Annotated in this window: 19 protein-coding genes; 10 read left to right on the top strand and 9 right to left on the bottom strand. The window is 35.6% G+C overall.

Annotation, left to right across the window (positions count from 1 at the left end):
- Nucleotides 1-200 precede the first annotated feature (200 nt).
- From EA412_12065 to EA412_12055, 3 genes are all read right to left on the bottom strand, one after another.
- Nucleotides 201-422, bottom strand: coding sequence for a DUF2007 domain-containing protein (locus EA412_12065; GenBank protein TVR77133.1), 222 nt, complete (start codon nt 420-422; stop codon nt 201-203).
- 22 nt (nt 423-444) lie between these two features.
- Nucleotides 445-2,580, bottom strand: coding sequence for a S9 family peptidase (locus tag EA412_12060; protein ID TVR77132.1), 2,136 nt, complete (start codon nt 2,578-2,580; stop codon nt 445-447).
- Nucleotides 2,581-2,657: 77 nt separating this feature from the next.
- A complete protein-coding gene (locus EA412_12055; GenBank protein TVR77131.1) occupies nt 2,658-3,215 on the bottom strand; it encodes a hypothetical protein in 558 nt (185 codons plus the stop codon).
- 144 nt (nt 3,216-3,359) lie between these two features.
- On the opposite strand from EA412_12055, the gene EA412_12050 reads away from it, so the two are divergent.
- The 4 genes from EA412_12050 (at nt 3,360) to EA412_12035 (ending at nt 10,637) form a co-directional block, all read left to right on the top strand.
- On the top strand, nt 3,360-4,052 hold the full coding sequence (locus tag EA412_12050; GenBank protein TVR77130.1) for a (d)CMP kinase: 693 nt from the start codon (nt 3,360-3,362) through the stop codon (nt 4,050-4,052).
- A gap of 133 nt (nt 4,053-4,185) precedes the next feature.
- Complete coding sequence (locus tag EA412_12045) at nt 4,186-7,395, top strand: hypothetical protein (GenBank protein ID TVR77129.1); 3,210 nt, start codon at nt 4,186-4,188, stop codon at nt 7,393-7,395.
- Nucleotides 7,396-7,409: 14 nt separating this feature from the next.
- Nucleotides 7,410-10,130 carry a gliding motility-associated C-terminal domain-containing protein gene (locus EA412_12040; GenBank protein TVR77128.1) on the top strand — a complete coding sequence of 907 codons (2,721 nt, stop codon included), beginning with the start codon at nt 7,410-7,412 and terminating at the stop codon, nt 10,128-10,130.
- 9 nt (nt 10,131-10,139) lie between these two features.
- Nucleotides 10,140-10,637 (top strand): hypothetical protein, encoded by a 498-nt coding sequence (locus EA412_12035; protein ID TVR77127.1) that lies wholly within the window; start codon nt 10,140-10,142, stop codon nt 10,635-10,637.
- Here EA412_12035 and EA412_12030 read toward each other — a convergent pair whose 3' ends face one another.
- Both EA412_12030 and EA412_12025 read right to left on the bottom strand, forming a co-directional pair.
- Nucleotides 10,638-12,080, bottom strand: a complete 1,443-nt coding sequence (locus EA412_12030) for an NADP-dependent isocitrate dehydrogenase (GenBank protein TVR77126.1) — start codon at nt 12,078-12,080, stop codon at nt 10,638-10,640.
- A gap of 86 nt (nt 12,081-12,166) precedes the next feature.
- Nucleotides 12,167-13,393, bottom strand: coding sequence for a PLP-dependent transferase (locus tag EA412_12025; protein TVR77125.1), 1,227 nt, complete (start codon nt 13,391-13,393; stop codon nt 12,167-12,169).
- Nucleotides 13,394-13,520: 127 nt separating this feature from the next.
- Here EA412_12025 and EA412_12020 point away from each other — a divergent pair, with 127 nt between their 5' ends.
- Nucleotides 13,521-14,402: an iron-regulated protein gene (locus EA412_12020; GenBank protein TVR77124.1), complete on the top strand. Its 882-nt coding sequence runs from the start codon at nt 13,521-13,523 to the stop codon at nt 14,400-14,402.
- Nucleotides 14,403-14,416: 14 nt separating this feature from the next.
- On the opposite strand, the gene EA412_12015 is transcribed toward EA412_12020, so the two are convergent.
- From EA412_12015 to EA412_12005, 3 genes are read right to left on the bottom strand one after another with little or no spacing between them, the layout of a single operon-like run.
- Nucleotides 14,417-15,217 carry an inositol monophosphatase gene (locus tag EA412_12015; protein TVR77123.1) on the bottom strand — a complete coding sequence of 267 codons (801 nt, stop codon included), beginning with the start codon at nt 15,215-15,217 and terminating at the stop codon, nt 14,417-14,419.
- A gap of 1 nt (nt 15,218) precedes the next feature.
- Entirely contained in the window at nt 15,219-17,174 is a 1,956-nt protein-coding gene (gene ispG, locus EA412_12010; GenBank protein ID TVR77122.1) for a 4-hydroxy-3-methylbut-2-en-1-yl diphosphate synthase, read from the bottom strand.
- 53 nt (nt 17,175-17,227) lie between these two features.
- The gene (locus EA412_12005) at nt 17,228-17,932 is read right to left on the bottom strand and encodes an SDR family oxidoreductase (protein TVR77121.1); all 705 of its coding nucleotides are present in this window, start codon (nt 17,930-17,932) and stop codon (nt 17,228-17,230) included.
- Nucleotides 17,933-18,074: 142 nt separating this feature from the next.
- On the opposite strand from EA412_12005, the gene EA412_12000 reads away from it, so the two are divergent.
- The 5 genes from EA412_12000 (at nt 18,075) to EA412_11980 (ending at nt 23,578) form a co-directional block, all read left to right on the top strand.
- The gene (locus EA412_12000) at nt 18,075-18,812 is read left to right on the top strand and encodes an ABC transporter permease (GenBank protein TVR77120.1); all 738 of its coding nucleotides are present in this window, start codon (nt 18,075-18,077) and stop codon (nt 18,810-18,812) included.
- On the top strand, nt 18,809-19,570 hold the full coding sequence (locus EA412_11995; GenBank protein ID TVR77119.1) for an ATP-binding cassette domain-containing protein: 762 nt from the start codon (nt 18,809-18,811) through the stop codon (nt 19,568-19,570). The genes EA412_12000 and EA412_11995 overlap by 4 nt, the downstream gene beginning before the upstream one ends.
- A gap of 92 nt (nt 19,571-19,662) precedes the next feature.
- The gene (gene sucD / locus EA412_11990; protein TVR77118.1) at nt 19,663-20,550 is read left to right on the top strand and encodes a succinate--CoA ligase subunit alpha; all 888 of its coding nucleotides are present in this window, start codon (nt 19,663-19,665) and stop codon (nt 20,548-20,550) included.
- An 81-nt stretch (nt 20,551-20,631) separates the two neighbouring features.
- Nucleotides 20,632-21,372: a 3-oxoacyl-[acyl-carrier-protein] reductase gene (gene fabG, locus EA412_11985; protein TVR77117.1), complete on the top strand. Its 741-nt coding sequence runs from the start codon at nt 20,632-20,634 to the stop codon at nt 21,370-21,372.
- A gap of 94 nt (nt 21,373-21,466) precedes the next feature.
- Nucleotides 21,467-23,578 carry a hypothetical protein gene (locus tag EA412_11980; GenBank protein ID TVR77116.1) on the top strand — a complete coding sequence of 704 codons (2,112 nt, stop codon included), beginning with the start codon at nt 21,467-21,469 and terminating at the stop codon, nt 23,576-23,578.
- Here the strand turns inward: EA412_11980 and EA412_11975 are convergent, their stop codons facing one another.
- Nucleotides 23,579-25,117 (bottom strand): GNAT family N-acetyltransferase, encoded by a 1,539-nt coding sequence (locus tag EA412_11975; GenBank protein TVR77115.1) that lies wholly within the window; start codon nt 25,115-25,117, stop codon nt 23,579-23,581.
- Between the last annotated feature and the right edge of the window lie 255 nt (nt 25,118-25,372).

Here is a 25,372-nt window from a genome sequence, read left to right as displayed (position 1 = left end):
TAACCCTTTTTTTCTAAAAAAAAGGGTTAGTAAGGTATTTTTAATGTAAAAATTATGCTGTAAAATGTTGTGAGTGGTCTCTCCACTAATACGGAGATGCTTCCTGACGTCAGCATGACAGAAAGAGGAAAGTTGTTGCAACTCCATTTCAAACGTAGGGCTGAGTGTTTCTTACAGAACCCCTTACAGGGTTTTGAACCCTACTCACTTTCATCCGTATCAATAATAGACTTAGCTCTTTCAAAATCCTGTTCGTGTATCATTAAATGAATACCCCCACCGGAGATAGAACCAAAAATGGGCATCATAGTATTGAAATTTTCATTAGTAAGAAAACATTGGATCCCTTCATTTTCAAGCCTTCCCTTTATAAGATTGGCTTCAAAAGAGGTTTCACAACTGGTTAGTTTGACGATTTTCATATTTTCAGTTTTCTATCATTCCTTAGTTAATATACCTTTCCGGTGTGATATTCATATTGTAAAAAATAAAACTCCAGATATCTGCCTGTTCCTCAATGATTTTTGAAGTTGGTTTGCCTGCTCCGTGACCGGCATCAACATCTATTCGTATCAAAACAGGGTTTTTTCCACGATGTCTGCGTTGCAACTCAGCTATAAATTTATAACTATGTGCAGGAACAACTCTGTCGTCATGATCGGCAGTAGTTACTAAAGTAGCCGGATAATTAATACCGTCTTTCAGATTGTGTAAAGGGGAGTAACTCAACAAATTATGAAAGTGCTCTTCCTCTTCGCTGGTTCCGTAATCATAAGACCATGCACGTCCAATGGTAAATTTATGATATCGTAACATATCTAAAACACCAACAGCAGGCAGAGCAACCTTGAACAAATCCGGTCGCTGAGCTAAAACCGCTGCAACTAAAAGCCCGCCATTTGAACGGCCATGTAAAGCCAGCTTTTCACTATTTGTATATTGGTTATCTATTAAATACTCGGCAGCAGCTATAAAATCATCAAATACATTTTGTCTGTTCAACTGACGACCGGCATCATGCCAATCACGCCCAAACTCTCCACCACCTCTGATATTGGCCACTGCATACACTCCGTTATTTTCAAGTAAAATCAAGCGGGAAAGACTGAATCCCGGCCTTTGACTTACATTAAAACCTCCGTAACCATAGAGCATGGTAGGATTATTTCCATCTAATTCTATACCTTTTTTATGCACGATAAACATAGGAATTTCTGTGCCATCTTTACTTTCATAAAAAACCTGTTTGGTTTCATATTTTGACTCATCAAAATCTAATTCCGGAGAAAAATGAACTTCATAGGTATTCTCTTTTACATTATATTTATAAACACTGGAAGGAATGGTAAAGGAAGTAAAAGTAAAAAATGCATGATTATCATTTTCATTTCCACTGAAATTACTTAAACTACCCAATGCCGGCAGCTCTATTTCATGCAATAAGTCCCCGTTTAATTCATGCACATAAGCTCTGTTAGCAACATTTTTTAAATATATACTAATGAGTTTCCCGCCTATTTTTGATACAGATGTTAAAACATTTTCAGATTCAGGGATAAGATCTGTCCAATTATCAGATTGCGGATTCTTTGGGTCTATTTTTACTAATCTGAATCTCGGAGCAAGATAATTGGTCAAGACTAAAGGCTTCCCGTTGTCATGTCCAATGAAAATGTTTCTATGGTTAAATTCACCGATTATACGCCTAAAATCCTCATCTTTTTTTTGTGTGTCTTTTATAAATAATGCATTGCCGCCTGTGGCCTCACTTTTATATAAAATAAGAAATCTTTCATCCTGAGATACTGAAACAGAAAATCTGCGGAGAGGTCTTTCCGGATCGTGATGAATTAGTTGGTCTTCTGATTGAGGAGTCCCGAGTTTATGATAATATACTTGTTGAAATTCATTTGCCGCTGAAAGTTCACTCCCTTTTTCAGGCTCCGCAAAACGACTGTAGTAAAAGCCATCTCCATGCCAGGCAATGCTGCTAAACTTCACCCACTTAATATGGTCGCTTAATTGTTTGCCGCTTTCAATATCTTTTACAAAGATCTCGTTCCAGTCTGAGCCCCCTTTCGAAATTGAATATGCCATATATTTTGCATCGTGAGAGATTACCGTTGAGTTAAGTGATATGGTACCATCCTCTGATAATTCGTTGGGATCAATAAATACCCTTGGTTCACCCGATATACCTTCACTGACATAAAGAACACTTTGGTTTTGCATTCCATCATTTTTTCTGAAAAAATAGTAATTATCTTTCCAAAAAGGAGCTGAAAATCTTTCAAAATTCCATAGCTCATGCAAGCGTTCTTTTATTTGATTTCGAAAAGGAATACTTTCTAAATAATCAAAAGTCAATTTATTTTGATTTTTAACCCAAGTCCGGGTTTCCGGTGAATTTTCATCCTCTAACCAACGGAAAGGGTCTTTAACTTCAACGCCAAAATAAATATCTGAAACATCATCTAAGCGGCTTTCGGGATAAACCATAGGCTCAGCTTGCTTGCAATTTGTAAGGCTTAAAAAAGTGATTAACGGAATACAGATTAGTAATAAAACTCTTTTTTTCATATTTGGGGTTTCAATTTTTTTTTATTAAAAAAAGTTAGGGTTAAATAAGATGATAAAGATGATTTTATTGAAAACACTTATTTAATATTATGGTTCTTTCTTGCTTCAGAAAGCTTATTATTAACTGTTCGCACGTCTTGAATATTATAGATTCCTTTGAAATATTTGTTTGAAAAGCTTATAGCAAAAGAGTTTTCTGTTTGTGCCGGCATGTCCTGATCTCCAAATAATATATTTCCGCTCCCGTCTGAAGTTTCAATAAAATGGATATTATTCAGCGACATTAAATCATATGAACGGACACTTTTAAAAGGAAAACCGGATTGAACAATAAAACGGCTATCAGTAATCAGATAAGTGGTATTTGCTCTGGTAATAATATCGAGTATGAATCTGCCAAAAACTAAGTAAAATCCAATAATTATCAGCGGTATTGCTGCCATCGCCATTTCCGGTGATTCTTCTTTGGCAAGACTACTCCAATAAAAGCTAAAAGTCAGCCAGCATATGCCGAAAAACAAGGGATAAATGTCTGATTTTTGAAAGAAAAAGCCCTTTTTAGGTGAACCGCTCCAAATTTCTTTTTCATTTTTATTAAAAAGTCTCTTTTTTAATCTGAAAGTAGAATCACTCATAGTTATAATCATTTGTAATAGAAGGCAAACATAGTTTAAATAACTTATTTTATACCAGAGTCCGCTTATTTTTTAATCAATGAATAAATTACTTCTGTAAAAAGAAAAACAAAAATACCTTTTTATTTTTTTTATTTTTGCTGTATGCATAAAAAAATTACAATAGCAGTAGATGGGTATTCATCCTGCGGTAAATCAACCTTAGCAAAAGAGCTTGCTCGTGAATTGGAGTATGTCTATATCGATTCCGGCGCTATGTACAGGGCAATCACATACTTTTTTTTACACGAAAAAGTAAACTTCAACAACAAAGAAGAATTACAAAAAGCACTCAAAAAGGTAAAAATAGAATTGAAGTTTGATAAAGAAACCGGTATTCAGCAAACCATACTGAATGGTAAAAATATAGAAAATGAAATACGCAGCATGGAAATTTCCGATAATGTAAGCATAGTCAGCACATTGCCTGAGGTTCGTAGTTTTTTGGTTGAAATTCAGCAATCTTTGCGTAATGAAACCGGAATTGTAATGGATGGGAGAGATATCGGTACAGTTGTTTTCCCTGATGCAGAGTTAAAGATTTTTATGACGGCAAATTTAGAGGTACGAACGGAAAGGAGATTAAAAGAATTGCTGGAGAAAAACATACAAGTCACAGAGGAAGCTGTTCAAAAAAACTTAGAAGAAAGAGATCGTATAGATATAAATCGAGAAACCAGTCCGCTTAGAATGGCGGAAGATGCAAAAGAACTAGACAGTAGTTTTTTAAATAAAAACCAGCAACTATCAATTGCATTGAATTGGGCGAGAGAGACGATAGCAGAGTTTGCAGAATAGTTTTTTCAATTAAGTCTTTGTTTTTGTAGTAAATTAAAGACAGTTTTGGTGTAGATGTTACTAAAAGAGATTGTCTAAAGTGCATAAATTCCGTGTAGTTTTATTTAAATTTAGGGTCTAATTCATATAAATCATGACCCGTAATTATTTAAAACTTACAATTCTAAGCATATTTCTTAGCTTTGGATATGTCACTTTGCAAGCCCAGCAAACAATTCAGCTTTTTCAAGAGAATTTTAACGGAGCGACTCATCAGTTTGAACTAAATGTTGATGATTCATTGGCAACCCAAAACTTTGGTCCGAATACCTGGATTGTAAATAATGAATATGATGGTGCGGGTATTTATCCGAATACACCGGATCAGTCAAATGTTGTCAGCGGAACTATTACCGGCGCTCCAAATAGTAAGTATTTGCACATACACGATAGTGCAAGCAGCGGTACGACAGCTAATGCTTCTTACGATTCAGATGAACCTTCCGATAGATTTGTAAAAATGCAGGGTGGGTTTTGTACATTGGGTATGGATGATGTGATTTTTTCTTTTTTCTATATAGCCGGAGGAAATGCAGATGATTATGCTGAAGTTTATTATAGTACTGACGGGGGAGACACATGGACTCAAACAGGAAACCAAAAGTATAACAATCAACCACTTTGGAGATACACTACAATTCAAGATCCGGCATTTAATGGCGAAGCTGATTTGAGATTTGCTTTCAGGTGGGTAAATAGTGGTTCGTCTTCTTCTAATGAGATTTCTTTTGGAGTAGATGATATCATTGTCGTTGGAACTCCTTCACCCAGTCTTGAATTTAATATTCAAACTTTATTTCCGAATCCGGTATGTAGAGGGAATCCAATTACCGTAGTCTATAATATTACAGAACCTACATGCGGTGGTTCTTTTAGTTTTCAAATATCCAATGCTACGGGAAGTTTTGCAACCCCAACCAGTTTAGGTGTAGTTAACGTTGCTCCGGGAACAACCATTGGTGCTGTAAGTTTAATTATCCCAACAAATGCAGCTATTGCATCATGCTACCGAATACGGATGGTTCGATTATCACCGGTGCCTCAAATAGTTGGAAATGCCAGTGTTTGTATAGAAACCATAGATTGCGGAAATTCGACAACGGCACAACAACCGGTCATAGATATGGGGCCGGATACTATGTGCATTAATAGTATTATTTCTGTTCCATTCTTCAGTACGGGTGCTTATGAATTTGATAATTTTTATATCGCTGAATTATCCGATTCCAACGGTAGTTTTAATGACCCGACTTTTATAGGTGAAATTTTTGATAACGAAACCTATGATCCTTCTTTAGGCTCTGACCCTGGAAGTGTAGGTGGAATTGTACCGGAAGTGCCTCCCGGTTGTGGATATTATATAAGAATTCTTGCTACCAGTCCTGATACACCTGATTCTCTTGCTTTTGCCTATGGTCCTATATGTATTCGGGAATGTGATATTTTGACCAATGATATTGAAAACGTTCAGCTCTGCATTAATGAACTGTATGGAGATTCAGCTGAAATAACCATAAATATTAACGAATGGAATACGGATGCGGTCTATTTACCGGGCAATGAATTTCAGGTACAAATATTGGATCCGGAAATGTTTTTCATAATCAATACCGGAGTTTTAGGCTCTGTTGAAGCTACCTCAGATACGACACTGATTATTTATGCTCCTCCATTAAATGATTTGTTGGCGCTCGGATTAGCTCCCGGCCCTTATTTTATGCGTATTGTGGCCACAAATTCTACATCAGAAAATGATGTGCTCGGTACAATTGTTAATTTGACGATAGGAGCGCCATCCATAGAACCCCCGGATATAATTCCGGCAGATTCGGTGCTTTGTGCCGGGGATTTGATATCACTTCAAATTTCTCCGTTTAATGATGAATCAGATTATGAATGGTATTCTGAAGTTGTCAATTTTGGATTGCCGTTTTTCTGGGAGTTTAATCCATTATTGATAAATACGGCCAATTCAACACCGGGACAGTTTTCTTTTACAGTACGGGAACATAATTACGGTTGTGTTGAGGAGTGGGCAGATTCTGCTTTTGTTGATTTGATAGGTGTACCTAATGTCAATATACAGGGCCAAACACCTATTTGTATAGGTGATACAGTAACTTTTAAAGTTGAGTTTATAGAAACTACTTTTTATCAATGGTCTTTGTCGAACGGTGAAATAATTGATATTTCTAATAATGAGATTACAGTATATTTTGATGCACAGGGACTTGTGAACTTAAGTGTGAATGCTGTAAACGAATGTGGATCAGTGTCAGGTTCCAATAATTTTCAGGTCAGGCCAAAACCATTTATGACAGTTGTTGAAGATACTATTATTTGCCCCGGCGAGACGGTACAACTTTTTTCAAATAGTACCGGAAGTCAGTTTTATTGGTTTGAAAATGAAGATACCATTTCAAATTCTGCTTTTGTAAGTGTCAGTCCAGGAGAGACAACTGTATACACTGCACAAAGCTTAAATCAGTTTGGATGTGCGGTAGAAGAGGAAGTTGAGGTAGAAGTTTATAGCATACCGTCAAATCTTGCCGGAGATGATGTTGCTTTTTGTAATGGAGATTCTGCGACATTAGGAAGTGAAAGTATTGAGACTTTGACGTACAATTGGTCTCCAAATACCGGATTAAGTAATGCAGATCAATCTGAAACACAGGTTAGTTTGGAAAATAATTCAAGTATAGATTTAGAGGTAAGTTATTTGTTATCTATTACCGATACGAATAATTGTGTTTATACGGACAGTGTTTTAGTGACTGTATACCCTGATGCGCCTGCATATGCCGGAGAGGATGAAGTTATAACTGAGGGTGAAAGTGTTCAGCTTATAGCTTTAGGTGGTCTTTCATGTATATGGGAGCCTGCTCTGTTTTTAGATAATTCGGAAGCATGTGAGCCTATTTCTACTCCTGACTCAACTATCACTTACTATCTGACTGTTGTCGATGAAAATAATTGTGTAGGCACAGATTCAATGACTATAGTTGTTGAAGAAATGGAAGACATAGAATTCAGTATAGCAGTTCCTAATGTTTTTTCTCCAAAAAGTGGCGGATTAAATAATGCAGCGGGCGTTATAGTTGAAGGAGATATTCAACTGGAATATTTTAGGATTTTTAACAGATGGGGGGAAATGGTTTTTGAAACTAATGATGTTTCCATGAAATGGGACGGAACTTATAAAAATAGTATTCAACCATCCGGAAACTATGTGTACATTTTACAAGCTTCAAGTCCTGATGGGCAAAATATAAGTAAAACCGGGGAAATTTTATTATTACGTTAATCATATTGAAGTACATGTTTTTTAGATTTAGATGTATCCTTTTTTTAGTATTTATATTTTATTTTTTTTCGCTGAGTGTTACTTATGCAGCAGAAGAAATTAACGTTAATACTTCAATTTTTGCTCCCGATTATAGTCAGGCGATTCAAGTAGAGTCATTGCGTAATCATGAAAAAGAACTACTTTTTAATCAGGTACCAAAAGAGTTTCACCGACATCCTGAGTTTGCCACAAAGCCTTTCAGAGCGGATTGTGAAAACTGTGTTGAGTTGATTCATTTGCGAAATGAACACGAACGAACATATATTAAACCGGATGGCAGAAATAATCACTTTTTTTACCAGCAGTCATTTGGTCCCATGCATTTTAAAGATGAAGATGGTTTTTGGAAAACTCTAGACTACAGGCTTTTCCCAAATGAAAATAATTCCGTTTTTTCCACGGTAAACCAACCGATAGATTTGATTGTCAGTACTGAAAAGTCTGCTTTTCAATCATTTACTGAGGGAATTCAATTATTTGAATGGAAAACAGCATATGAGATAAGTATAGTGAAAAATAGTGAAAGGATTTTTCAAGACACTGATTTGGCAGCATATAAAAATGCTCCAAAGGGCGTTTTGTTAGATTATGAGTTTTCAGATTTGTCTTTTGAAATTCAGTCTTTACAAATAGGGCAGTATAAAACTCAATACATCTTAAACACTCTTTCAAAGGATTTAGCAGATGCTGAATCATTGATTATACAAGACAAATTAATTTTGCCTGAGGGATGGGTTTTGCAAACTCAAAAAGGGGAAGGCATTGAAATGGGTGACGGTGGTTGGTATGGAGGTATTGAAATTATAGATGAAAATGGCAGACAGGCTGTAAGTATTTCTAGTCCGCTCTCCTTTGACAGCGGGTTGAATCAGTCAGCTTCAGCAGAAAGACCGGCATATTATCGAATTTTAAAGAAAAAGGGATATTACATTTTAGAATTTGTCATCGATGCTAATTGGCTGAAGGCAAATGAAAGGGTTTATCCGGTAATTATTGACCCTCTAATTAGTGTTACTTATAGTTACAGCAGTCCTAATTTTATTCCTTTTACAGCGAATACAAATTGTATGCATCCAAGCTTAAACATACCTACAAATTTTTGCACAACCACCTGGAATATTACAGTTCCCGGTATGTCAACATTAGTTGGTATGTCAACAAATTTCAGAGTAGATTCCCAACCTCAGGGTTGTGGCTTAGGTGATGGTTGCAGAATGATTGATGCATACACCCGACTTTTAGGACCTTGTGGTTCTACAGGTTTAGCGAATTGTGATTCTTTGCCTCAGTCATTAAATCCGGGTTCCTGCAATGTGACTATTAATGATGCATTTAATGCTATTTCCTGTTTACCCCCAAGCTGCCCGGATCACGAAATGGCTTTCGAACTACGAACTTACCACTGTACTGAATGTGCTTCAGGAAATACACCTCAGGGCTGCCTTACTATATGTCATAACATTATACCGGCAAACTGGACAATCACTGTTGAAGCGAGAACTGTAGAGGCAGAGTTGTTTGTAATAACAGATGTCAGCAGTGGAATATGTCCGGAAGATACTATTGAAATACTTGGGATAGGAAGTTTTGGCGTGCCACCCTATGAACTTGAATGGATACCTTATAATTTGGATACGAATGAGATTTTTATCCCTTCCGGAGAAGTTGAAAGTATGCAGTTTGTTGTGACAGATTTATGTGGAAATACGGATACAGCTTCAGCAGACTTAAGCTTTGATTTTACGGAGATAAGTCTTAGCGGTACAGATGCTTTTTGCGAAGAAAATCCCTCAGGAACTGCATCTGTAGACATTGTAGGTCCGCATTCTCCTTATTCTATAGCCTGGTCAAACGGAACTAACGATACAGAGACCTTAGAAGAACTCTTACCGGGACTTTATTCGGTAACTGTTACAGATACTGAGAATTGTATAAATATTGATACGATAGAAATAGATTTTCAATATGAAGTTACGGCAGATGTTAATACACTTGTACAAGATTGTACAGGCATAGCAGAAGCCATTGCGTTAAGTGGTGAGGAACCTTTTACCTACGCTTGGTCAGATGGACAAAGTGGTGTTCAGGCAGAGAATCTTTCGCCCGGATCTTATAGTTTGGAGCTTACAGATGTAAATGGTTGTCAGACGATACAAAATTTCACAGTTGAAGCTCCGGATGGCTTTACAATTGAAGTTTTAGGCCCTACAGATACACTGGATGCAGGTGAACCGGCAGCATTAAATGTGGAAGTTATTCCTACAGGAAACTACAACTTTGTATGGACACCGTCAAACACATTAGATAATGCAGGTATTCAGGCTCCGGTAGCTGTATCCGGAACAACTACTACCTACAATGTGGAAGTAACGGATTTAAATACAGGTTGTGTTGAAGAAGATAATTTTACTGTTTTTATCAGAAGTTATGATTATATGGTTCCAACAGCTTTTACGCCTAACAGTGATGGTGTAAATGATAAACTTTTTGTAGTCCCGGCTGCATTTCTTGAAGTTTTAGAATTTAAAATTTATAACAGATGGGGCCAATTGATTCATGACAACCCAACACCCTGGGATGGATATTTTCAGGGAGTAGAGCAACCGATTGGCGTTTATGTATATTATATGGTAGTAAAAGATCAAACCGGTCAAACGAATACACTTTCAGGGAATGTTACTTTACTCAGATAATTTTAAATTATGAATGCAAGAAATTCTATTTACCGTTTATTCTTATTGAGTTTATTGACAGTTATAAGTATTTCTTGCTCTAAAAATTGTCGATTTGAAATTTGTGATGCACCGGATGTAAATTTTATAGACGGAATTCATTTTAGTTTGAATCTTTCAGATTTTAGCCTTTCTGAAGAGGATAGTGTATTTATATTGAAGTTTAATGTTGATAATACCGATGAATATATAGACTCCGTATGCCTTACAGACGTTCTACCTGAATTTATTTTAGGTTACTGGACTCCATTTGCTACTTACGAGAACCCGTCAAATTATATCTATCACATCCTTAGCCCTGCATCTGAAGATCTGTTTTTTGAGATAAAAGATGTTAAGATTCAAGGGAAGTATCCGGAATATTGTTGTTGTTGCTACGAAAATGTAATTAAAACTTTCAGTGTAAATGAACAAGAGTTCAATTATACCGGAAGCCATGAAGCATTGGAATTATTACCCAATATGTAATTACTGTCCCTGTCCGAGAGAGAAAGCAATTTCACCATCGAATTTATAGAGGTTTTCTGTTTTTACAACATCAACACCTATATTATTTGCTTGCTCCAGCAGACTAATGATTTCAGTTTTATTTATCTCAACATTTTCAGATGTAGGCTTGAAGCGACATCTCCAGTGGTCAGTACAAAAAGTGCCTTTAAAGCCTTGTGGCCAAACTTTAATACCTCTGTTGGTAATCATGCTGAGACTTAAGTTTGCAGATTTTATCTGATTCAGCTTTTCTCCGATTTCATTGGGATTTGTTCCGTTCCAATCTACAAATAAGTCAACACCATACAAATCTTTTTTAGCGGGTGTTTTCTTTTCATATTTTTTAACAGTCAGTTGTCCGCTGGCTTTACTGAAATCTGCTGCTTTAAACTTTTCAGGAAGTTTCCCGAGGTTACTAATTACAGCACTTGCAAAGTCATCGGTATTTACTTTCTTTTTACTGATTCCGTCTTTATAGATATCAGCTGTATGTATGCCTTCTTCTATGGTTCTTAACCAGGCGTTATGTACTTTTTCAGCTACAATTCCCTGACCAATGTGGTTTAACATCATAACAGCTCCTTGCAGTAAACCGGAAGGATTTGCAATTTTTTGACCGGCAATATCAGGTGCAGAGCCGTGAATGGCTTCAAACATAGCATGATTTTCACCGATATTTGAAGAGCCTGCAATACCAACCGAACCGGCAATTTCAGCAGCAATGTCAGAAATTATATCTCCGTAAAGGTTTAAAGTAACGATTACATCGAAAATTTCCGGTTTTGCAGCAACTCTGGCTGCTCCAATATCAATTATCCAATGCTCATTTTCTATTTCCGGATACTCTTTGGCTATTTCATCAAAAATTTTGTGAAAAGTACCATCAGTCTGCTTCATGATATTATCTTTAGTGAAACAGGTGACTTTTTTCCTCCCGTATTGACGGGCATACTCAAAAGCATAGCGGATTATTTTTTCGCAACCCGGCTTACTAATTAGTTTGAGACATTGAATAACTTCCTGAGTTTGCTGATGTTCAATTCCGGCATATAAATCTTCTTCATTTTCCCTTATGATTACCATATCCAGCTTAGGGTGTTTGGTTTCCACAAAAGGATGCAAACTTTGGCAAGGTCTTACATTTGAGTATAGGCCCAGCATTTTTCTTATAGTAACATTTAAACTTTTATATCCGCCACCCTGAGGGGTAGTGATAGGTGCTTTCAGAAAAACTTTATTTCTGTCAATTATATCCCAGGCATTCTCAGAGATCCCTGATGAATTTCCTGATAAATATACTTTTTCTCCTATTTCGATTTCTTCCGTTTCAATTTGCGCTCCGGCTGCTTTTATAATCTTAAGCGTAGCCTCCATTATTTCCGGCCCTATTCCATCTCCTTTTGCTATAGTAATTTTCTGCATGTGTTTTTCTTGTTTTGAGTCCAAAAATATGAAAATAATTAGTTTTTTAAGCTAATTATTCAGCCTTTTAAATACTTTTAGACTATTTATATTTTTTCATTATTAGCAACATGAAGGGCATTAAGAATGTCTTCCTTAATATTTTTTATATCTTCCATTCCTACAGATATTCTGATTAGTGTATCATTAATTCCATATGCTAATCGTTGTTCTTTGGGTACTTTAATATGTGTCATAGATGCAGGATGCTGAATTAGTGTATCCGGAGTGCCCAGAGAAGCTGTGATTTTACAAAATTTAATTGCTTTCATAAACCGAACGGCAGTTTCCATATTTCCTTTTAAATTAAAAGACATCATTCCACCAAAACCAAACATTTGCTCTTTAGCTAATTGGTGATACTTATTTGTTTCAATACCCGGATAGTGAACCTTATCAATAAATTTATTCTCTAAAAGGAATTTTGCCAGAATTAAGCTGTTTTGCTGATGTTTTTCCATTCTGATTTCTAAAGTTTTCAGCCCATTGTTCAAATGCCATGCATCTGTTGCGCTCATTATACTTCCTGTAACCTTTCTTATTGTGTATAATTTATCTTCTATGTGTTGTTTATGTTTACTTATTACAAAACCACCCAGAGCAGTTCCGTGTCCATTGAGAAATTTAGTGGTGGAATGTATTACAAAATCAGCACCCGATTGCAAAGGACGCTGAAAGTAAGGAGTTGAAAAAGTATTATCAACAATCGAAAAAGCACCGGCATCAGCAGCTGCCTTTGAATATTTTTTAATATCATAACAAGATAGGGTAGGGTTTGCCGGCGATTCCAAATAAACCACTTTTAAATTCTTTGTTTTGCTGATTAAATTCAGCACCTTATCCGCATTGTCAAAGTCTTCGTAGATAATGTTTATACCTGCATTTTTATAAATCGTATCCATTAATTCAACTGTAGTGCCATATATATTTCCTTGTGCAATTATGCTATCTCCACTTTTTAAGTATAAGCTGTTTAAAAGACTTTGTATAGCTGCCATTCCACTAGAGAATGCAAGAGCACTATAGTCATTAATTATATTTTCTGTAGTGTAGGCTTCCAGTAAAGCAATTTTACTTTCTATTAATGCAACTCCGGGATTATTCCATCGGCTGTAAATATAACTTTTGTCTTCACCCTTAAACACTTTTATTGCTTTCTCAATTGATGGGTAGACAAATGTACTGCCTGCATATATTGGTGGAGTATGAATGTTTTCCGGCAAGAATCCATTTATATGATCGTCTATACAGATACTTGAAAATCCTTTTTTCATAAATTTACAGTTAAATAGTTCTTTGGTGAATAAAAAGGGACACTAAAAAAGAATGCTAAAGATATAAACTGTCACTATCATTTTTTTAAATAAAAGTTTAATTTTACCTTTAAATAAAAAATATATCATGATTAAGTATTTGCTATTATTCTATTTCATTTTTTGTTCGGTATTTATAAGCCTTGGAGCTGAGTCAAAAAAAGCTTTCAAATGGTATGATGGTCAAGGAAATGAGCAAACCTACGAAAGAATGCTTGAGCATATTATGAGAACCGAAATTTTGCTTTTCGGAGAACTGCATAATAATGCAATTGCTCATTGGTTTCAATATGAATTACTTAGAGATTTGCACAGCAAAATGGGAGGAAAGCTTGTTTTAGGCATGGAAATGTTTGAAGCAGATAATCAAGTCATTTTGAATGAATATCTAAGCGGACTGATATCAGAAAGGAATTTTGAGAGTGAAGCCAGACTGTGGCCTAATTACAAAACTGATATTAAACCGTTGATAGAATTTGCAAAGGAGAACAGGGTTCATGTTTTTGCCAGTAATATTCCAAGAAGGTATGCCAGTATGGTTGCGCATAATGGAATGGAATCTCTGAAAAAATTAGATGAGCGCTCATCAAGATGGATAGCTCCCCAACCGGTTAAAGTTGATTTTGAATTACCTTCTTATAAAGTTTTGTTAGAATCCATGTCAGGGAATCATCATGGTATGAGTGGCGAAAACTTTGTAAATGCCCAGGCAATTAAAGATGCAACGATGGCACATAATATTTTCCAAAACTTCAGAGAGTTACGGGCATTTATTTTTCATATAAATGGTGCTTACCATTCTAATAACAAAGAGGGTATAGTGTGGTATTTGAACAATTACAATATTAACGCACGTATATCTACTGTTTCGACGGTAGAGGGAGATCCGGGTACAGAATGGAACTCTGAGTGGAAAGATTTAGCAGATTTTATTTTAGTAGTTCCTGCTTCAATGACTAAAACCCACTAATTTACAGGGATTTTTTAAGCAATTTCAGTATTTATCAATTTGAAAAAGTCAGGATAAATATTGCTGCCTGCTGCTATTATTTCTTTGCCGTAGAGATAATCATCTTTTCCCCGGAAGTCTGAAACACTTCCACCGGCTTTTTGAACAATAAAAGCACCTGCTGCTACATCCCATGCTTGGAGACTATATTCAAAAAAGCCATCAAATCTGCCGCAAGCAACATATGCCATATCAACTGCAGCAGAACCCATTCTTCTGACTCCACGGCTATTTTTTACAAGATGAGAAAGGATATTCATGTATGCACTTGTTTTTGAAAAATCATAGTAAGGAAAACCGGTAGCAAAAAGACAAGCATTTATATTCGATTTCTCACTTACCTGAATTTCATTTCCATTAAGCTTTGCGTTTGAATATTTATGTGCAGAAAAGGTTTCAGAGTGATTTACCTCATGAATTACTCCTAAAATAGTTTCCCCATTATGTTGCAGTGCTATTGAAACAGCAAATACCGGTATCCCAAACAAAAAATTGGTGGTGCCGTCAAGCGGATCAATAATCCATGTATATTCCCCTTTTTCCTGAACTACTGTTTCTTCCTCAGTCAGAAAGGTAGATTCCGGTAAAATCTCCCGGAGTGCATTAACTATTAACTCTTCTGTTTCAGTATCGACCTTTGATACCAGGCTATTTAGATCTTTTTCTACTATTTTAAGATTTTCTATTGCATTTTTATATTTGAAAATATGCTCTCCGGCTAAATGGGCAATTCTTATAGTTTCATTGTATACTTCAATCAGCTCTTTTTCATTCATATTATTTGTTTTTTTCTTCTTCAACCCACATATCATTGTCTTTTATCAGTTGAATTAATTCGTTTACAGCAACATCAGAATTGACATTCTTTTTAACAACTTCTTTTCCTTTATACAAAGTGATTTTTCCGACTCCGCTTCCAACATATCCAAAATCTGCATCTGCCATTTCGCCGGGGCCGTTCACTATGCAACCCATAATTCCAATTTTTACTCCTTTTAAGTGATGCGTTTTTTCTTTAATTTTAGCAGTTGTTTCCTGCAAATCAAAAAGAGTTCTTCCACAGGAGGGACAGGAAATATATTCTGTTTTAGAAATTCTGGTTCTGCTGGCTTGTAAAATGCCGAAGTTTATTCTGTTGATAGTATGAATAGGAATATTCGCAGCAACATTCCAAATTCCATCTCCCATTCCATCTATAAATAATGCTCCAAAGTCAATGGCAGAAAATAAAGTTAAATCATCTGCATCAGAAAACTCGTATTTGTTTTTAATAATGACCGGTATTTCTACACTTTGATTCATAAGTTCTATAAAGGCTAAACGTTGTTTTGCCATTCTGTTTACCGGATCATATTCTAAAACGAGAACGGCATTATTGTCTTTTTTAAGTTTATTAATAAAGTGTTCATCGATATCTTCAAGAGAGCAACTTATAAAAAACAAATCCTCTGAAACACTATCTAATTTCAAGTATTGATCAGACGTTAAAATCGGATAAATATATTTAAAGGAATCTTTAACTTTTAACCACTCCGGGTAATCTAAAATCACTTTTGCTGAACCCGGTAACTTCAGGTTTTCGTGAAACTTAGCTGTATATAAGTAATCAGGAGCCTGATCTCCCAACTTCCATTTGTCAAGCTCCGGGAGGAAATGATAGCCAATTTTTTTAAGGAGCTTTCTGTCTATTTCCTTTTCCCCGGACAAATCGGAAATAACTACCGGTACATTTTCACCACCAATAATATTTACAGGATTCGTCTTTCTTTTATTGTATTCATAAGGATTGTAAGGTAAACTGTTAATTTCCGGTAAATCATTTCTTTTAAAATCTTTATATCGGTCTGCTAATTTTCGGGCCACAGGGATTTCAAATTCAGGTTCCTCAGTTAACGAAACTCTGATTGTATCACCTATTCCATCTTCCAAAAGAGTACCTATACCAACGGCTGACTTTATCCTGCCATCTTCACCATCGCCGGCTTCTGTAACTCCTAAATGAACCGGATAATCATAACCATCCTGCAACATCCGGTATATTAAAAGCCTGTAGGCCTGAACCATTACCTGAGTATTACTGGCTTTCATTGATAATACTATATCATGGTAGTCAACTTTTCTGCACATTCTTACAAACTCAAGTGCCGACTCGACCATTCCGAGGGGAGTGTCACCAAAGCGACTCATAATTCTGTCGGAGAGTGAACCATGATTTGTTCCTATTCTTAAGGTTTTTTTATTCTTTTTAAGTTTTTCAACCAGAGGTATGAATCTTTTTTCAATTCTGTCTATTTCAGCCTGATAGCTTTCATCCGTATACTCTATGAAATCAAATTTCTTTTTATCAGCATAATTGCCGGGGTTTATACGAACTTTTTCCACGTAATCGGCGGCTAAGTCTGCCGCATTGGGGGTAAAGTGAATGTCAGCAATAAGTGGAGTATGATAACCTTTTTCGACTAATTTTTCTTTTATTAGTTTTAAGTTTTCTGCGTCTTTTTTACTGGGGGCGGTGATTCTTACATAATCAGCTCCTTTTTCAATAATCCGTATACTTTGTTCCACAGTCGCGTCAGTGTCCATAGTGTCTGTGGTTGTCATAGACTGTATGCGTATCGGATGATTCCCACCTAAAATAACATCACCTATATTTACTTCTCTGGTTTTAAATCGTTCATATCTGCTTAAGCTCAAGCAGTACTTTTTTTCATTAGGTTTTGGTTTAACTTTCATTGTTTTTTTATTACTGAATTAACAAGGTTAACTCTATTCAGTTTAAAAATTTATTACTCTATATCTCCTAAAAAAGGTCTGTAAACAATTTCTTCAACGACGGTTTTTTCAGAAAGTGTATAGATATTATAAATATTAGCAGCGATATCTTCAGCTTCCATAATTCGCTCCTTGACAATATCAATGCCTTTCCAGGAATCTGTCATAACAGCACCGGGAATTAAAGTAGTAACTCTTATACCTTTTAACTTTAGGTGTTCCCGCAAAACTTTTGAAAACCCTACTAAAGCAAACTTGCTGATTGAGTATGCCCCACAGTTCTTTTTAGCTTCTATGCCTGCGACCGAAGCCATGTTAAAAATATGTGATTTTCTGTTTTCAGGTATCAACGGCAATATCTTTTTGGTTAAAAAGTACGCACTATGTAAATTGACTTTTAATAAATTCTCAAACTCATCATCACTTTCTTCAAACAATTCTTTTTCAAGATATTTGCCTGCGTTATTTACAAACACATTTACTTCTTTCCATTGGACTTTTATAAAATCAACCAAGTCTTCAACTTCATTTTTTTTAGAAAGATCACATTGAAAGGTTAGCACATTTACAGAATTATTTAAGTTTATTAATCGGGTTTTAGCCTCTTCCAGTTTGGATTCGTCTCTTGAGCAAATCATTATATTGAAACCTTTCAAAGCAAAATATTCAGCTATTGCTCTTCCAATACCTCTGCTCGAACCACTGATTAAAATATTCATAAAATTATTTTATAAAAGCCAAAGTTACACTTAACTAAATGAAAGAACAAATATCAAATTCAATGGTGTACCTTATCTTTTGTTTAAAAATCATTGAAGTAACAAAATAAATTATCATTTTTGCACTAATTTACTTAAAGAAATGGACGCATTATTTCATCTGGGAAGATATTTTTTATTGATAAAAAGTTTATTTGTAAAACCTGAAAATTTTACACTTTACACTAAAGAAGCTTTTCGTCAGATGGATGATATAGGTATTGGTTCTTTAGGTATTATTGCAATAATATCACTCTTTATTGGTGCTGTAACTGCTGTTCAATTTGCTTATCAGCTTGCCGATTCTTTCGTCCCGATTTGGTGGGTAGGTTTTGTAGTAAGAGATTCTATGATTCTTGAGTTGGCTCCAACAATTAGTTGTTTACTCCTGGCAGGAAAGGTGGGTTCCAATATAGCATCTAATTTGGGTAGTATGCGTATTTCAGAGCAAATTGATGCTTTGGAAATAATGGGTGTAAATACTACAGCTTTTTTAATTGGACCTAAAATTCTTGCAGCTGTTATAGTTATTCCTTTATTAGTTATCATTTCTGCTTTTTTGGGTATTTTGGGAGGTTTGTTTGCCGGTATCTTTTCCGGTTATATGACAGGAGACGAATACATAATGGGATTACAGGACGCATTTGTACCTTTTAATGTTTTTGTGATGCTTATGAAGGCTCTTGTCTTTTCATTTTTACTCACATCTATTTCCTGCTATCAGGGTTTTTATGCCAGTGGGGGCGCTTTGGAAATAGGAAATGCAAGTACCCGTGCGGTTGTGATTAGCAGCATCAGTATTATTATAGCAGATTATTTAATAGCCTGGCTTTTATTATGATAGAAATAAAAAACGTATTCAAAAGTTTTGGTAATGTTGAGGTCTTAAATGACATTTCATCTGTTTTTAAACCGGGGGAGTGTAGTTTAATAATTGGAGCAAGTGGTAGTGGGAAAACCGTTTTAATGAAATGTCTGGTTGGATTACACCCTATATCAGAGGGCTCAATTGAATATGGCGGTGAAGATTTTAGTAAAATGGATACCGAGGAGAAAAAAGATATTAGAAAGCAAATTGGAATGTTATTTCAGGGAACGGCTCTTTTTGACTCAATGACAGTAGAGGAAAATATACTATTTCCCCTAAATATGTTTTCAGACTTTAGCATTAAAGAGAAAATGGAAAGGGTCAATTTTTGCCTTGAAAAAGTCAATCTCATAGGAAGTAATAAGAAAAAGCCTTCAGAACTCAGTGGTGGTATGAAAAAGCGTGTTGGAATAGCCAGGGCAATAGTTTTAAAACCCAAGTATTTATTTTGTGATGAGCCAAATTCCGGTTTAGACCCCAAGACATCAATTGTTATTGATGAATTAATCTATGATATAACGAAGGAGTATGATATCACAACGGTTATAAACACGCACGATATGAACTCGGTTATCGGAATGGGGGATAAGATTTTATTTCTTCATAAAGGAAAAAAACACTGGGAAGGCAGTTCAGAGGAAATTTTGGAATCTACAAATCCTGAACTAAAAGATTTTGTTTTTGCCTCAAAATTTTTGAGAAGTTTAAAAGAGAAAGCCGAAAAAAAATAAAAAAAGCTGAAACTAAATGCGATAAAATATTGTGTCAAAGTTTTGAAAAAACTAATTTAGCGGAGATTTATTAATTGTTTAAAAAAATATAAATGGGTGTTTTAGTAGATAAAAATTCCAGAGTAATAGTTCAGGGATTTACAGGTAGTGAAGGTACTTTTCATGCACAGCAAATGATAGAGTACGGAACAAATGTTGTCGGTGGTGTTACCCCGGGTAAAGGCGGTCAAACGCATCTTGACAGACCCGTCTTTAACACTGTAGAAGATGCAGTAAAAAAGGCAGGCGCTGATGTAAGCATTATTTTTGTTCCTCCTCCATTTGCAGCTGATGCTATTATGGAAGCAGCTGATGCAGGTATAAAAGTAATTATAACTATTACTGAGGGTATTCCGGTACAGGATATGGTAAAAGCCAAAGAGTATATTAAAGAAAAAAAATGTAGGCTGATTGGTCCTAATTGTCCGGGTGTAATGACTCCCGGTGAAGCCAAAGTTGGCATTATGCCGGGTTTTATTCATAATCCGGGAACCATAGGTATTGTATCACGCTCAGGAACCTTAACTTACGAAGCTGTAGATCAGGTAACAAAAGCAGGACTTGGCCAATCTACTTGTATTGGAATTGGAGGTGATCCGATTATTGGAACAACTACCAAAGAAGCTGTACAGTTATTAATGGAAGATGATAAGACGGAAGGGATTATCATGATTGGAGAAATAGGTGGAACAATGGAAGCTGAAGCTGCACAATGGATAAAGGCATTTGGCACAAAGCCGGTTGTAGGATTTATTGCAGGTCAAACAGCCCCGGCCGGAAGAACAATGGGACATGCCGGTGCTATAATTGGTGGAGAAGATGATACGGCATCTGCAAAAATGAAGATTATGGCTGAATGTGGATTACATGTTGTAGAATCTCCTGCAAATATCGGAGCAACTATGGCAGAAGCTCTCAAGAAGCACAAAGCTTCTGTATAATTGAATAATAAAGGCTATTTTACAGTGATTATTATGGTATTCACGGTATTGTAGCCTTTTTTTTAACTAAAAAAATATATTATGCTTAATGGAAAAGTAGCTTTAATAACAGGCGGTACCAGAGGAATAGGTGAGGGCATGGTTGAAGAATTTATGAAAGCCGGTGCCGATGTTGCATTCACTTATGTTTCTTCTGAATCAAAAGCAACTTCTTTAGAAGAGCGTTTTTCAGCAAATCAAAATAAAATTAAAGGCTTCAAGTCTGATGCATCTTCCTACTCTGAGGCTGAAACTTTAGTTAATGACGTTATAAATACTTTTGGGAAAATTGATATATTGATAAATAATGCCGGCATTACAAGAGACAATCTCATTTTGCGTATGTCAGAAAATCAATGGGATGATATCATGGATGTAAATCTGAAAAGTGTTTTTAATCTGACAAAGCATGTTGCCAGACCTATGATGAAACAAAGGAATGGTTCTATTATTAATATCTCTTCTATAGTTGGCTTAAGTGGAAATGCCGGACAATCTAATTATGCAGCCTCTAAATCGGGTGTGATTGGTTTTTCTAAAAGTATAGCCGCTGAATTAGGTAGCCGCAATATTCGTTGTAATGTTATAGCTCCGGGTTTTATAGAAACGGATATGACTGATGCTTTGGGAGAAGATGCGAAAAAAGATTTCTTAAATAGTATTCCTCTTAAAAGATTAGGAAAACCCTCTGAAATCGGAAAATTAGCCGCCTTCCTGGGGTCGGATGATGCTTCATATATAACAGGACAAGTTGTAAGTATCTGCGGCGGTTTAAGTAGATAATGTATATTTATTCATTTTCCCGTATAGCTGCAAGTAAAATAAATCTTTGCATTATTGGTTTATTAAGTAGCTTGAAAATTATAAGATTAAATTAATGATATTAACACTACAAGTGTTCCTTTCTGTGCCTGTTTGGTTTTTGCTTATTGCAATTTTTGCCGGATTAATATTTTCCGCTGCCCTATATTATAAGGAATCAAGTTTTGGGAATACAAAAAATGAGAAGATTTGGAAATGGTTTATGGCCGGTGCCAGATTTATTTTGATTACATTACTGGTTATTTTACTTTTTTCACCTTTTGTACGTACTTCTCAAGCAGAGACTGAAGACCCTAAAATAATCCTACTCCACGATAATTCAGAAAGCGTTAATTTATTGACAGATTCATTACAGTTAGCAAATTACTTAAATGAATGGGATGAATTATATCAACAGCTTTCGGCAAACTATGACGTGAGAGTTTGGTCATTGGGCGAATCTACTACAGAGGGTTTTAATAAATTGTTTGATGAAAAAGCTACGAATTTATCCGGTGCATTTTCTACATTATATGATCGCTTTATTAATCAAAATGTAGGAGCAATTGTATTAGCTTCCGATGGCTTATACAATCGTGGACAAAATCCGGTTTTTCAGTCACAAAGACTACCGGCTCCGATAATGACTGTTGCCCTTGGTGATACTGTATCGGGCTTTGATTTACAGGTTGAAAATGTTCGCTTTAACAGAATTGTCTATTCCGGTGATATGTTTAATGTTTTAGTAGATGTAATCGGCAATAATGCTGATGGTAGAAACACTGTACTGAGACTACGCAACCTTAAGACTAATGAAATTATTGAAGAAACTCAAGTCGAGTTTGAAGGAGACCGCTTTATAGAAGAATATGAGTTTGTCGTTTCTTCTGAAGAAGCAGGTCTAATGCATTTAGAACTTGAGCTTGTGCCCTTAGAAGGGGAGTTTACAGAAGCTAATAATTTCAATGAATTTTTTGTAGAAGTTTTGGACAGCCGTCAGCAAATAGCTATTTTAAGTTTGACTCCTCATCCCGATATTTCAGCTTTTAAGAGATTGGCTGAAAAAAATGAAAATTACGAAGCAAATGTTTTTTACTTAAAATCAGATGAAGATATTCCTCAATTAGATACTTTTGATTTACTCATTTTACATCAGATTCCCGGAAATGTCCGTCAAATCCCTCAACTGACTGAACGAATTGCAGCTTCCGGTACATCTGTCATGTATGTATTAGGGGGTCAAAGTAATTTAAATCGATTTAACAGTGTCCAAAATATACTGAATATTGAAAATGCCAGAGGTTATAATGAAGCTACAGCAGTAGTTGACGGAAGTTTTTCCCTATTTACATTAAGCGATAACTTTGTAAATGTATTCAGGCGATTTCCTCCTTTAAAAGTACCATTTGGACAATATACAGTTCGTGGGGGTGCTCAGGTATTAATGCATCAGCGTATCGGCTCTGTAGACACTGACTATCCGCTTTTAATCTATGGGATGGATCGTGGTAACAGAACTGCGGTATTAACCGGAGAGGGCTTTTGGCGTTGGAAAATGTATGATTTTTTACAAAATGGAAATCATGAAAAAACGGAAGAACTCATTCATCAAAGTATACAGTATTTAGCAGTTCGGGAAGACCGGAGACGATTCAGAGCTACACCTCAGCAAAATATTTTTTCCGAGCTTGAGGCTGTTCGCTTTTCAGCTGAATTGTTTAATGAAGCCATGGAAACCGTTAATGAGCCCGATGTCGAAATTGAAATAAAAGATGAAGAGGAAAATGTCTATCCGTTTCTGTTTTCAAAAACGTCAAATGCATATTCTCTGAATGCAGGTCTTTTTTCTGCCGGAAATTATACATATACTGCAACTACAAGATTAGGCGCTAATGATTATACCTATGAAGGACAATTTGTAGTTTCTCCGATTCAATTGGAAGCTTTGCATACGAGGGCAGACCACAAACTATTATATCAGCTAAGTGAAGAAAGCGGCGGACAAATGTTTTTCCCGGGGCAGTTAAATGCTTTAGGAGAAACCATTGAGAATTTACCGGCACTTAGACCGGTTATTTATACCAGATTTGAAACCTTACCGGTAATAAACCTGAAATGGTTATTCTTTGTATTGATTTCAATACTATCCTTAGAGTGGTTTTTTAGAAAATATAAAGGCGGATATTAATTATTCTCCTTTGTAAATCACTTTATATAAATCTCTTCTTCGGTCATTCCAATTTGTAACCGTACCTCTTAATCTGTTTCTTCTCAGCATTTCTAAATCCAGCTCGTTTATGATAACGGTTTCTACGTTTGGAGTACAAATTCCTGCAATGGCATCTCTGGCAAACATGAAGTCTGAAGGAGTAAAAATACCGGATTCAGCGTATTGAATATCCATATTTTCAACCTGAGGAAGATTACCTACTGTTCCGGCAATTCCAACAAAAATTTGATTTTCAATACATCTGGCTTGTGCGCAATATCGAACTCTTAAATAACCTTGTCTGTCATCAGTACAAAAAGGTACAAAAATGATTCTGGCTCCCTTTTCAACTGCAATTCTCGTTAGTTCAGGAAACTCGACATCATAACAAATTTGAATGGCAATTTTGCCTCTGTCAGTGTCAAAAACTTCAACTTTATTTCCTTCAGAGACTCCCCACCATTTACGTTCATTGGGGGTAATATGGAGTTTGTATTGCTTGCAAATTTCTCCATTGCGTTTGAAAAAATAGGCTATATTATAGAGTTTTTCATCCTCTTCAGTAAAATGAGATCCGCCCACAATGTTAATGTTGTACCGAATAGCCAAATTAGAAAACAACTCCAAATATTGAGGTGTAAAAGTTGCAAGTCTTCTCGCAGCTAAACCGGGACGCTCTTTAGGTAAAAAAGAAAGTAGTTGTAAAGTAAAAATTTCCGGAAAAACTATAAAGTCACTTCTGTAACCGGAGGCAACATCTACAAAATATTCACATTGATGTGAAAATTCATCAAAATTATTGACAGGTCTCATTTGATACTGAACAATACAAATTCTAACCGGCTGTGAAGCAAGATATTTTTTCCCCTCATCTCTCCTATACTCAAAATTACTCCATTCTAATACTGTAGCATATCCTCCAGAATCCAAATCATCTTCCAGATATTTGGGTATAATACGCTTTAAAGAAAAGCCATTGGACAATTGTGGGGTAAGAACCGGATCAAAAATTAATTTAGAAGTTACTTTGTCTACATATTCCCGGATCTTCATTTTATCTTTATAGTTGTTGTATCCGGGTAAGCGCCCACCAATTCTTATTAATCGAAGGTTTAAATCTCTTACAAGCTCTTTTCGGGCTTCATAAATTCTGGAAGAAAGTTTCATCCCTCTGAAATCCGGATGAACCATGAGCTCAATACCATATAAGATATCACCATCTTCATTGTGGTTTGAAATATTTCCATCATCAGAAATTTCTTCCCAGGTATGGTCCATTCCATATTGTTCATTATCAATAATCAGGCAACTGGAAGAAGCTACAATTTTCCCTTCTGATTCAATTACAAACTGACCTTCAGGGAAAATTTTCATTTGATTTTCAAGATTGCTTTTTATCCAGGGATCCATACCCGGAAAACATACTTTTTGCATTTCCAGAATTTGGTCAAAATCTTCTTCCTTGGTATTTCTAAGTATTAATTTCCGTTCGTAGTTTTTTAAATTTATTTCTTTCACAAAAGAGCTTTAAAGTTATTGAATGAAAGTCTAAGTTAATGAAAGCAGTTTACTGAGCTTTTTATCAAAGACTTGATTGTTTCTAATATAAACATTTTTAATTAAATACTGATAATCTCGCACTTTTAATAAAATTTATACATTGAGATATCAATTTTTTAAATGCATACTTGTTAAATAAAATGTACAAATTTGCAAATCAATTTAGACAACAGTTCTCAAAGAATACAAAAATATAAAAGGGGTGGTGATTTA

This window comes from Chitinophagaceae bacterium (assembly GCA_007695095.1).
Lineage (GTDB): Bacteria > Bacteroidota > Bacteroidia > Chitinophagales > REEL01 > REEL01.
The sequence above is the reverse complement of the archived record's forward strand: the minus strand, read 5'-3'. Positions and strand labels throughout refer to the sequence as shown.

What these genes read in the sequence shown, in the direction of transcription:
- EA412_12065 (TVR77133.1), bottom strand. Translation starts at nt 422, where the DNA reads ATGAAAATCGTCAAACTAACCAGTTGTGAAACCTCTTTTGAAGCCAAT.
- EA412_12060 (TVR77132.1), bottom strand. Translation starts at nt 2,580, where the DNA reads ATGAAAAAAAGAGTTTTATTACTAATCTGTATTCCGTTAATCACTTTT.
- EA412_12055 (TVR77131.1), bottom strand. Translation starts at nt 3,215, where the DNA reads ATGAGTGATTCTACTTTCAGATTAAAAAAGAGACTTTTTAATAAAAAT.
- EA412_12050 (TVR77130.1), top strand. Translation starts at nt 3,360, where the DNA reads ATGCATAAAAAAATTACAATAGCAGTAGATGGGTATTCATCCTGCGGT.
- EA412_12045 (TVR77129.1), top strand. Translation starts at nt 4,186, where the DNA reads ATGACCCGTAATTATTTAAAACTTACAATTCTAAGCATATTTCTTAGC.
- EA412_12040 (TVR77128.1), top strand. Translation starts at nt 7,410, where the DNA reads ATGTTTTTTAGATTTAGATGTATCCTTTTTTTAGTATTTATATTTTAT.
- EA412_12035 (TVR77127.1), top strand. Translation starts at nt 10,140, where the DNA reads ATGAATGCAAGAAATTCTATTTACCGTTTATTCTTATTGAGTTTATTG.
- EA412_12030 (TVR77126.1), bottom strand. Translation starts at nt 12,080, where the DNA reads ATGCAGAAAATTACTATAGCAAAAGGAGATGGAATAGGGCCGGAAATA.
- EA412_12025 (TVR77125.1), bottom strand. Translation starts at nt 13,393, where the DNA reads ATGAAAAAAGGATTTTCAAGTATCTGTATAGACGATCATATAAATGGA.
- EA412_12020 (TVR77124.1), top strand. Translation starts at nt 13,521, where the DNA reads ATGATTAAGTATTTGCTATTATTCTATTTCATTTTTTGTTCGGTATTT.
- EA412_12015 (TVR77123.1), bottom strand. Translation starts at nt 15,217, where the DNA reads ATGAATGAAAAAGAGCTGATTGAAGTATACAATGAAACTATAAGAATT.
- ispG (TVR77122.1), bottom strand. Translation starts at nt 17,174, where the DNA reads ATGAAAGTTAAACCAAAACCTAATGAAAAAAAGTACTGCTTGAGCTTA.
- EA412_12005 (TVR77121.1), bottom strand. Translation starts at nt 17,932, where the DNA reads ATGAATATTTTAATCAGTGGTTCGAGCAGAGGTATTGGAAGAGCAATA.
- EA412_12000 (TVR77120.1), top strand. Translation starts at nt 18,075, where the DNA reads ATGGACGCATTATTTCATCTGGGAAGATATTTTTTATTGATAAAAAGT.
- EA412_11995 (TVR77119.1), top strand. Translation starts at nt 18,809, where the DNA reads ATGATAGAAATAAAAAACGTATTCAAAAGTTTTGGTAATGTTGAGGTC.
- sucD (TVR77118.1), top strand. Translation starts at nt 19,663, where the DNA reads ATGGGTGTTTTAGTAGATAAAAATTCCAGAGTAATAGTTCAGGGATTT.
- fabG (TVR77117.1), top strand. Translation starts at nt 20,632, where the DNA reads ATGCTTAATGGAAAAGTAGCTTTAATAACAGGCGGTACCAGAGGAATA.
- EA412_11980 (TVR77116.1), top strand. Translation starts at nt 21,467, where the DNA reads ATGATATTAACACTACAAGTGTTCCTTTCTGTGCCTGTTTGGTTTTTG.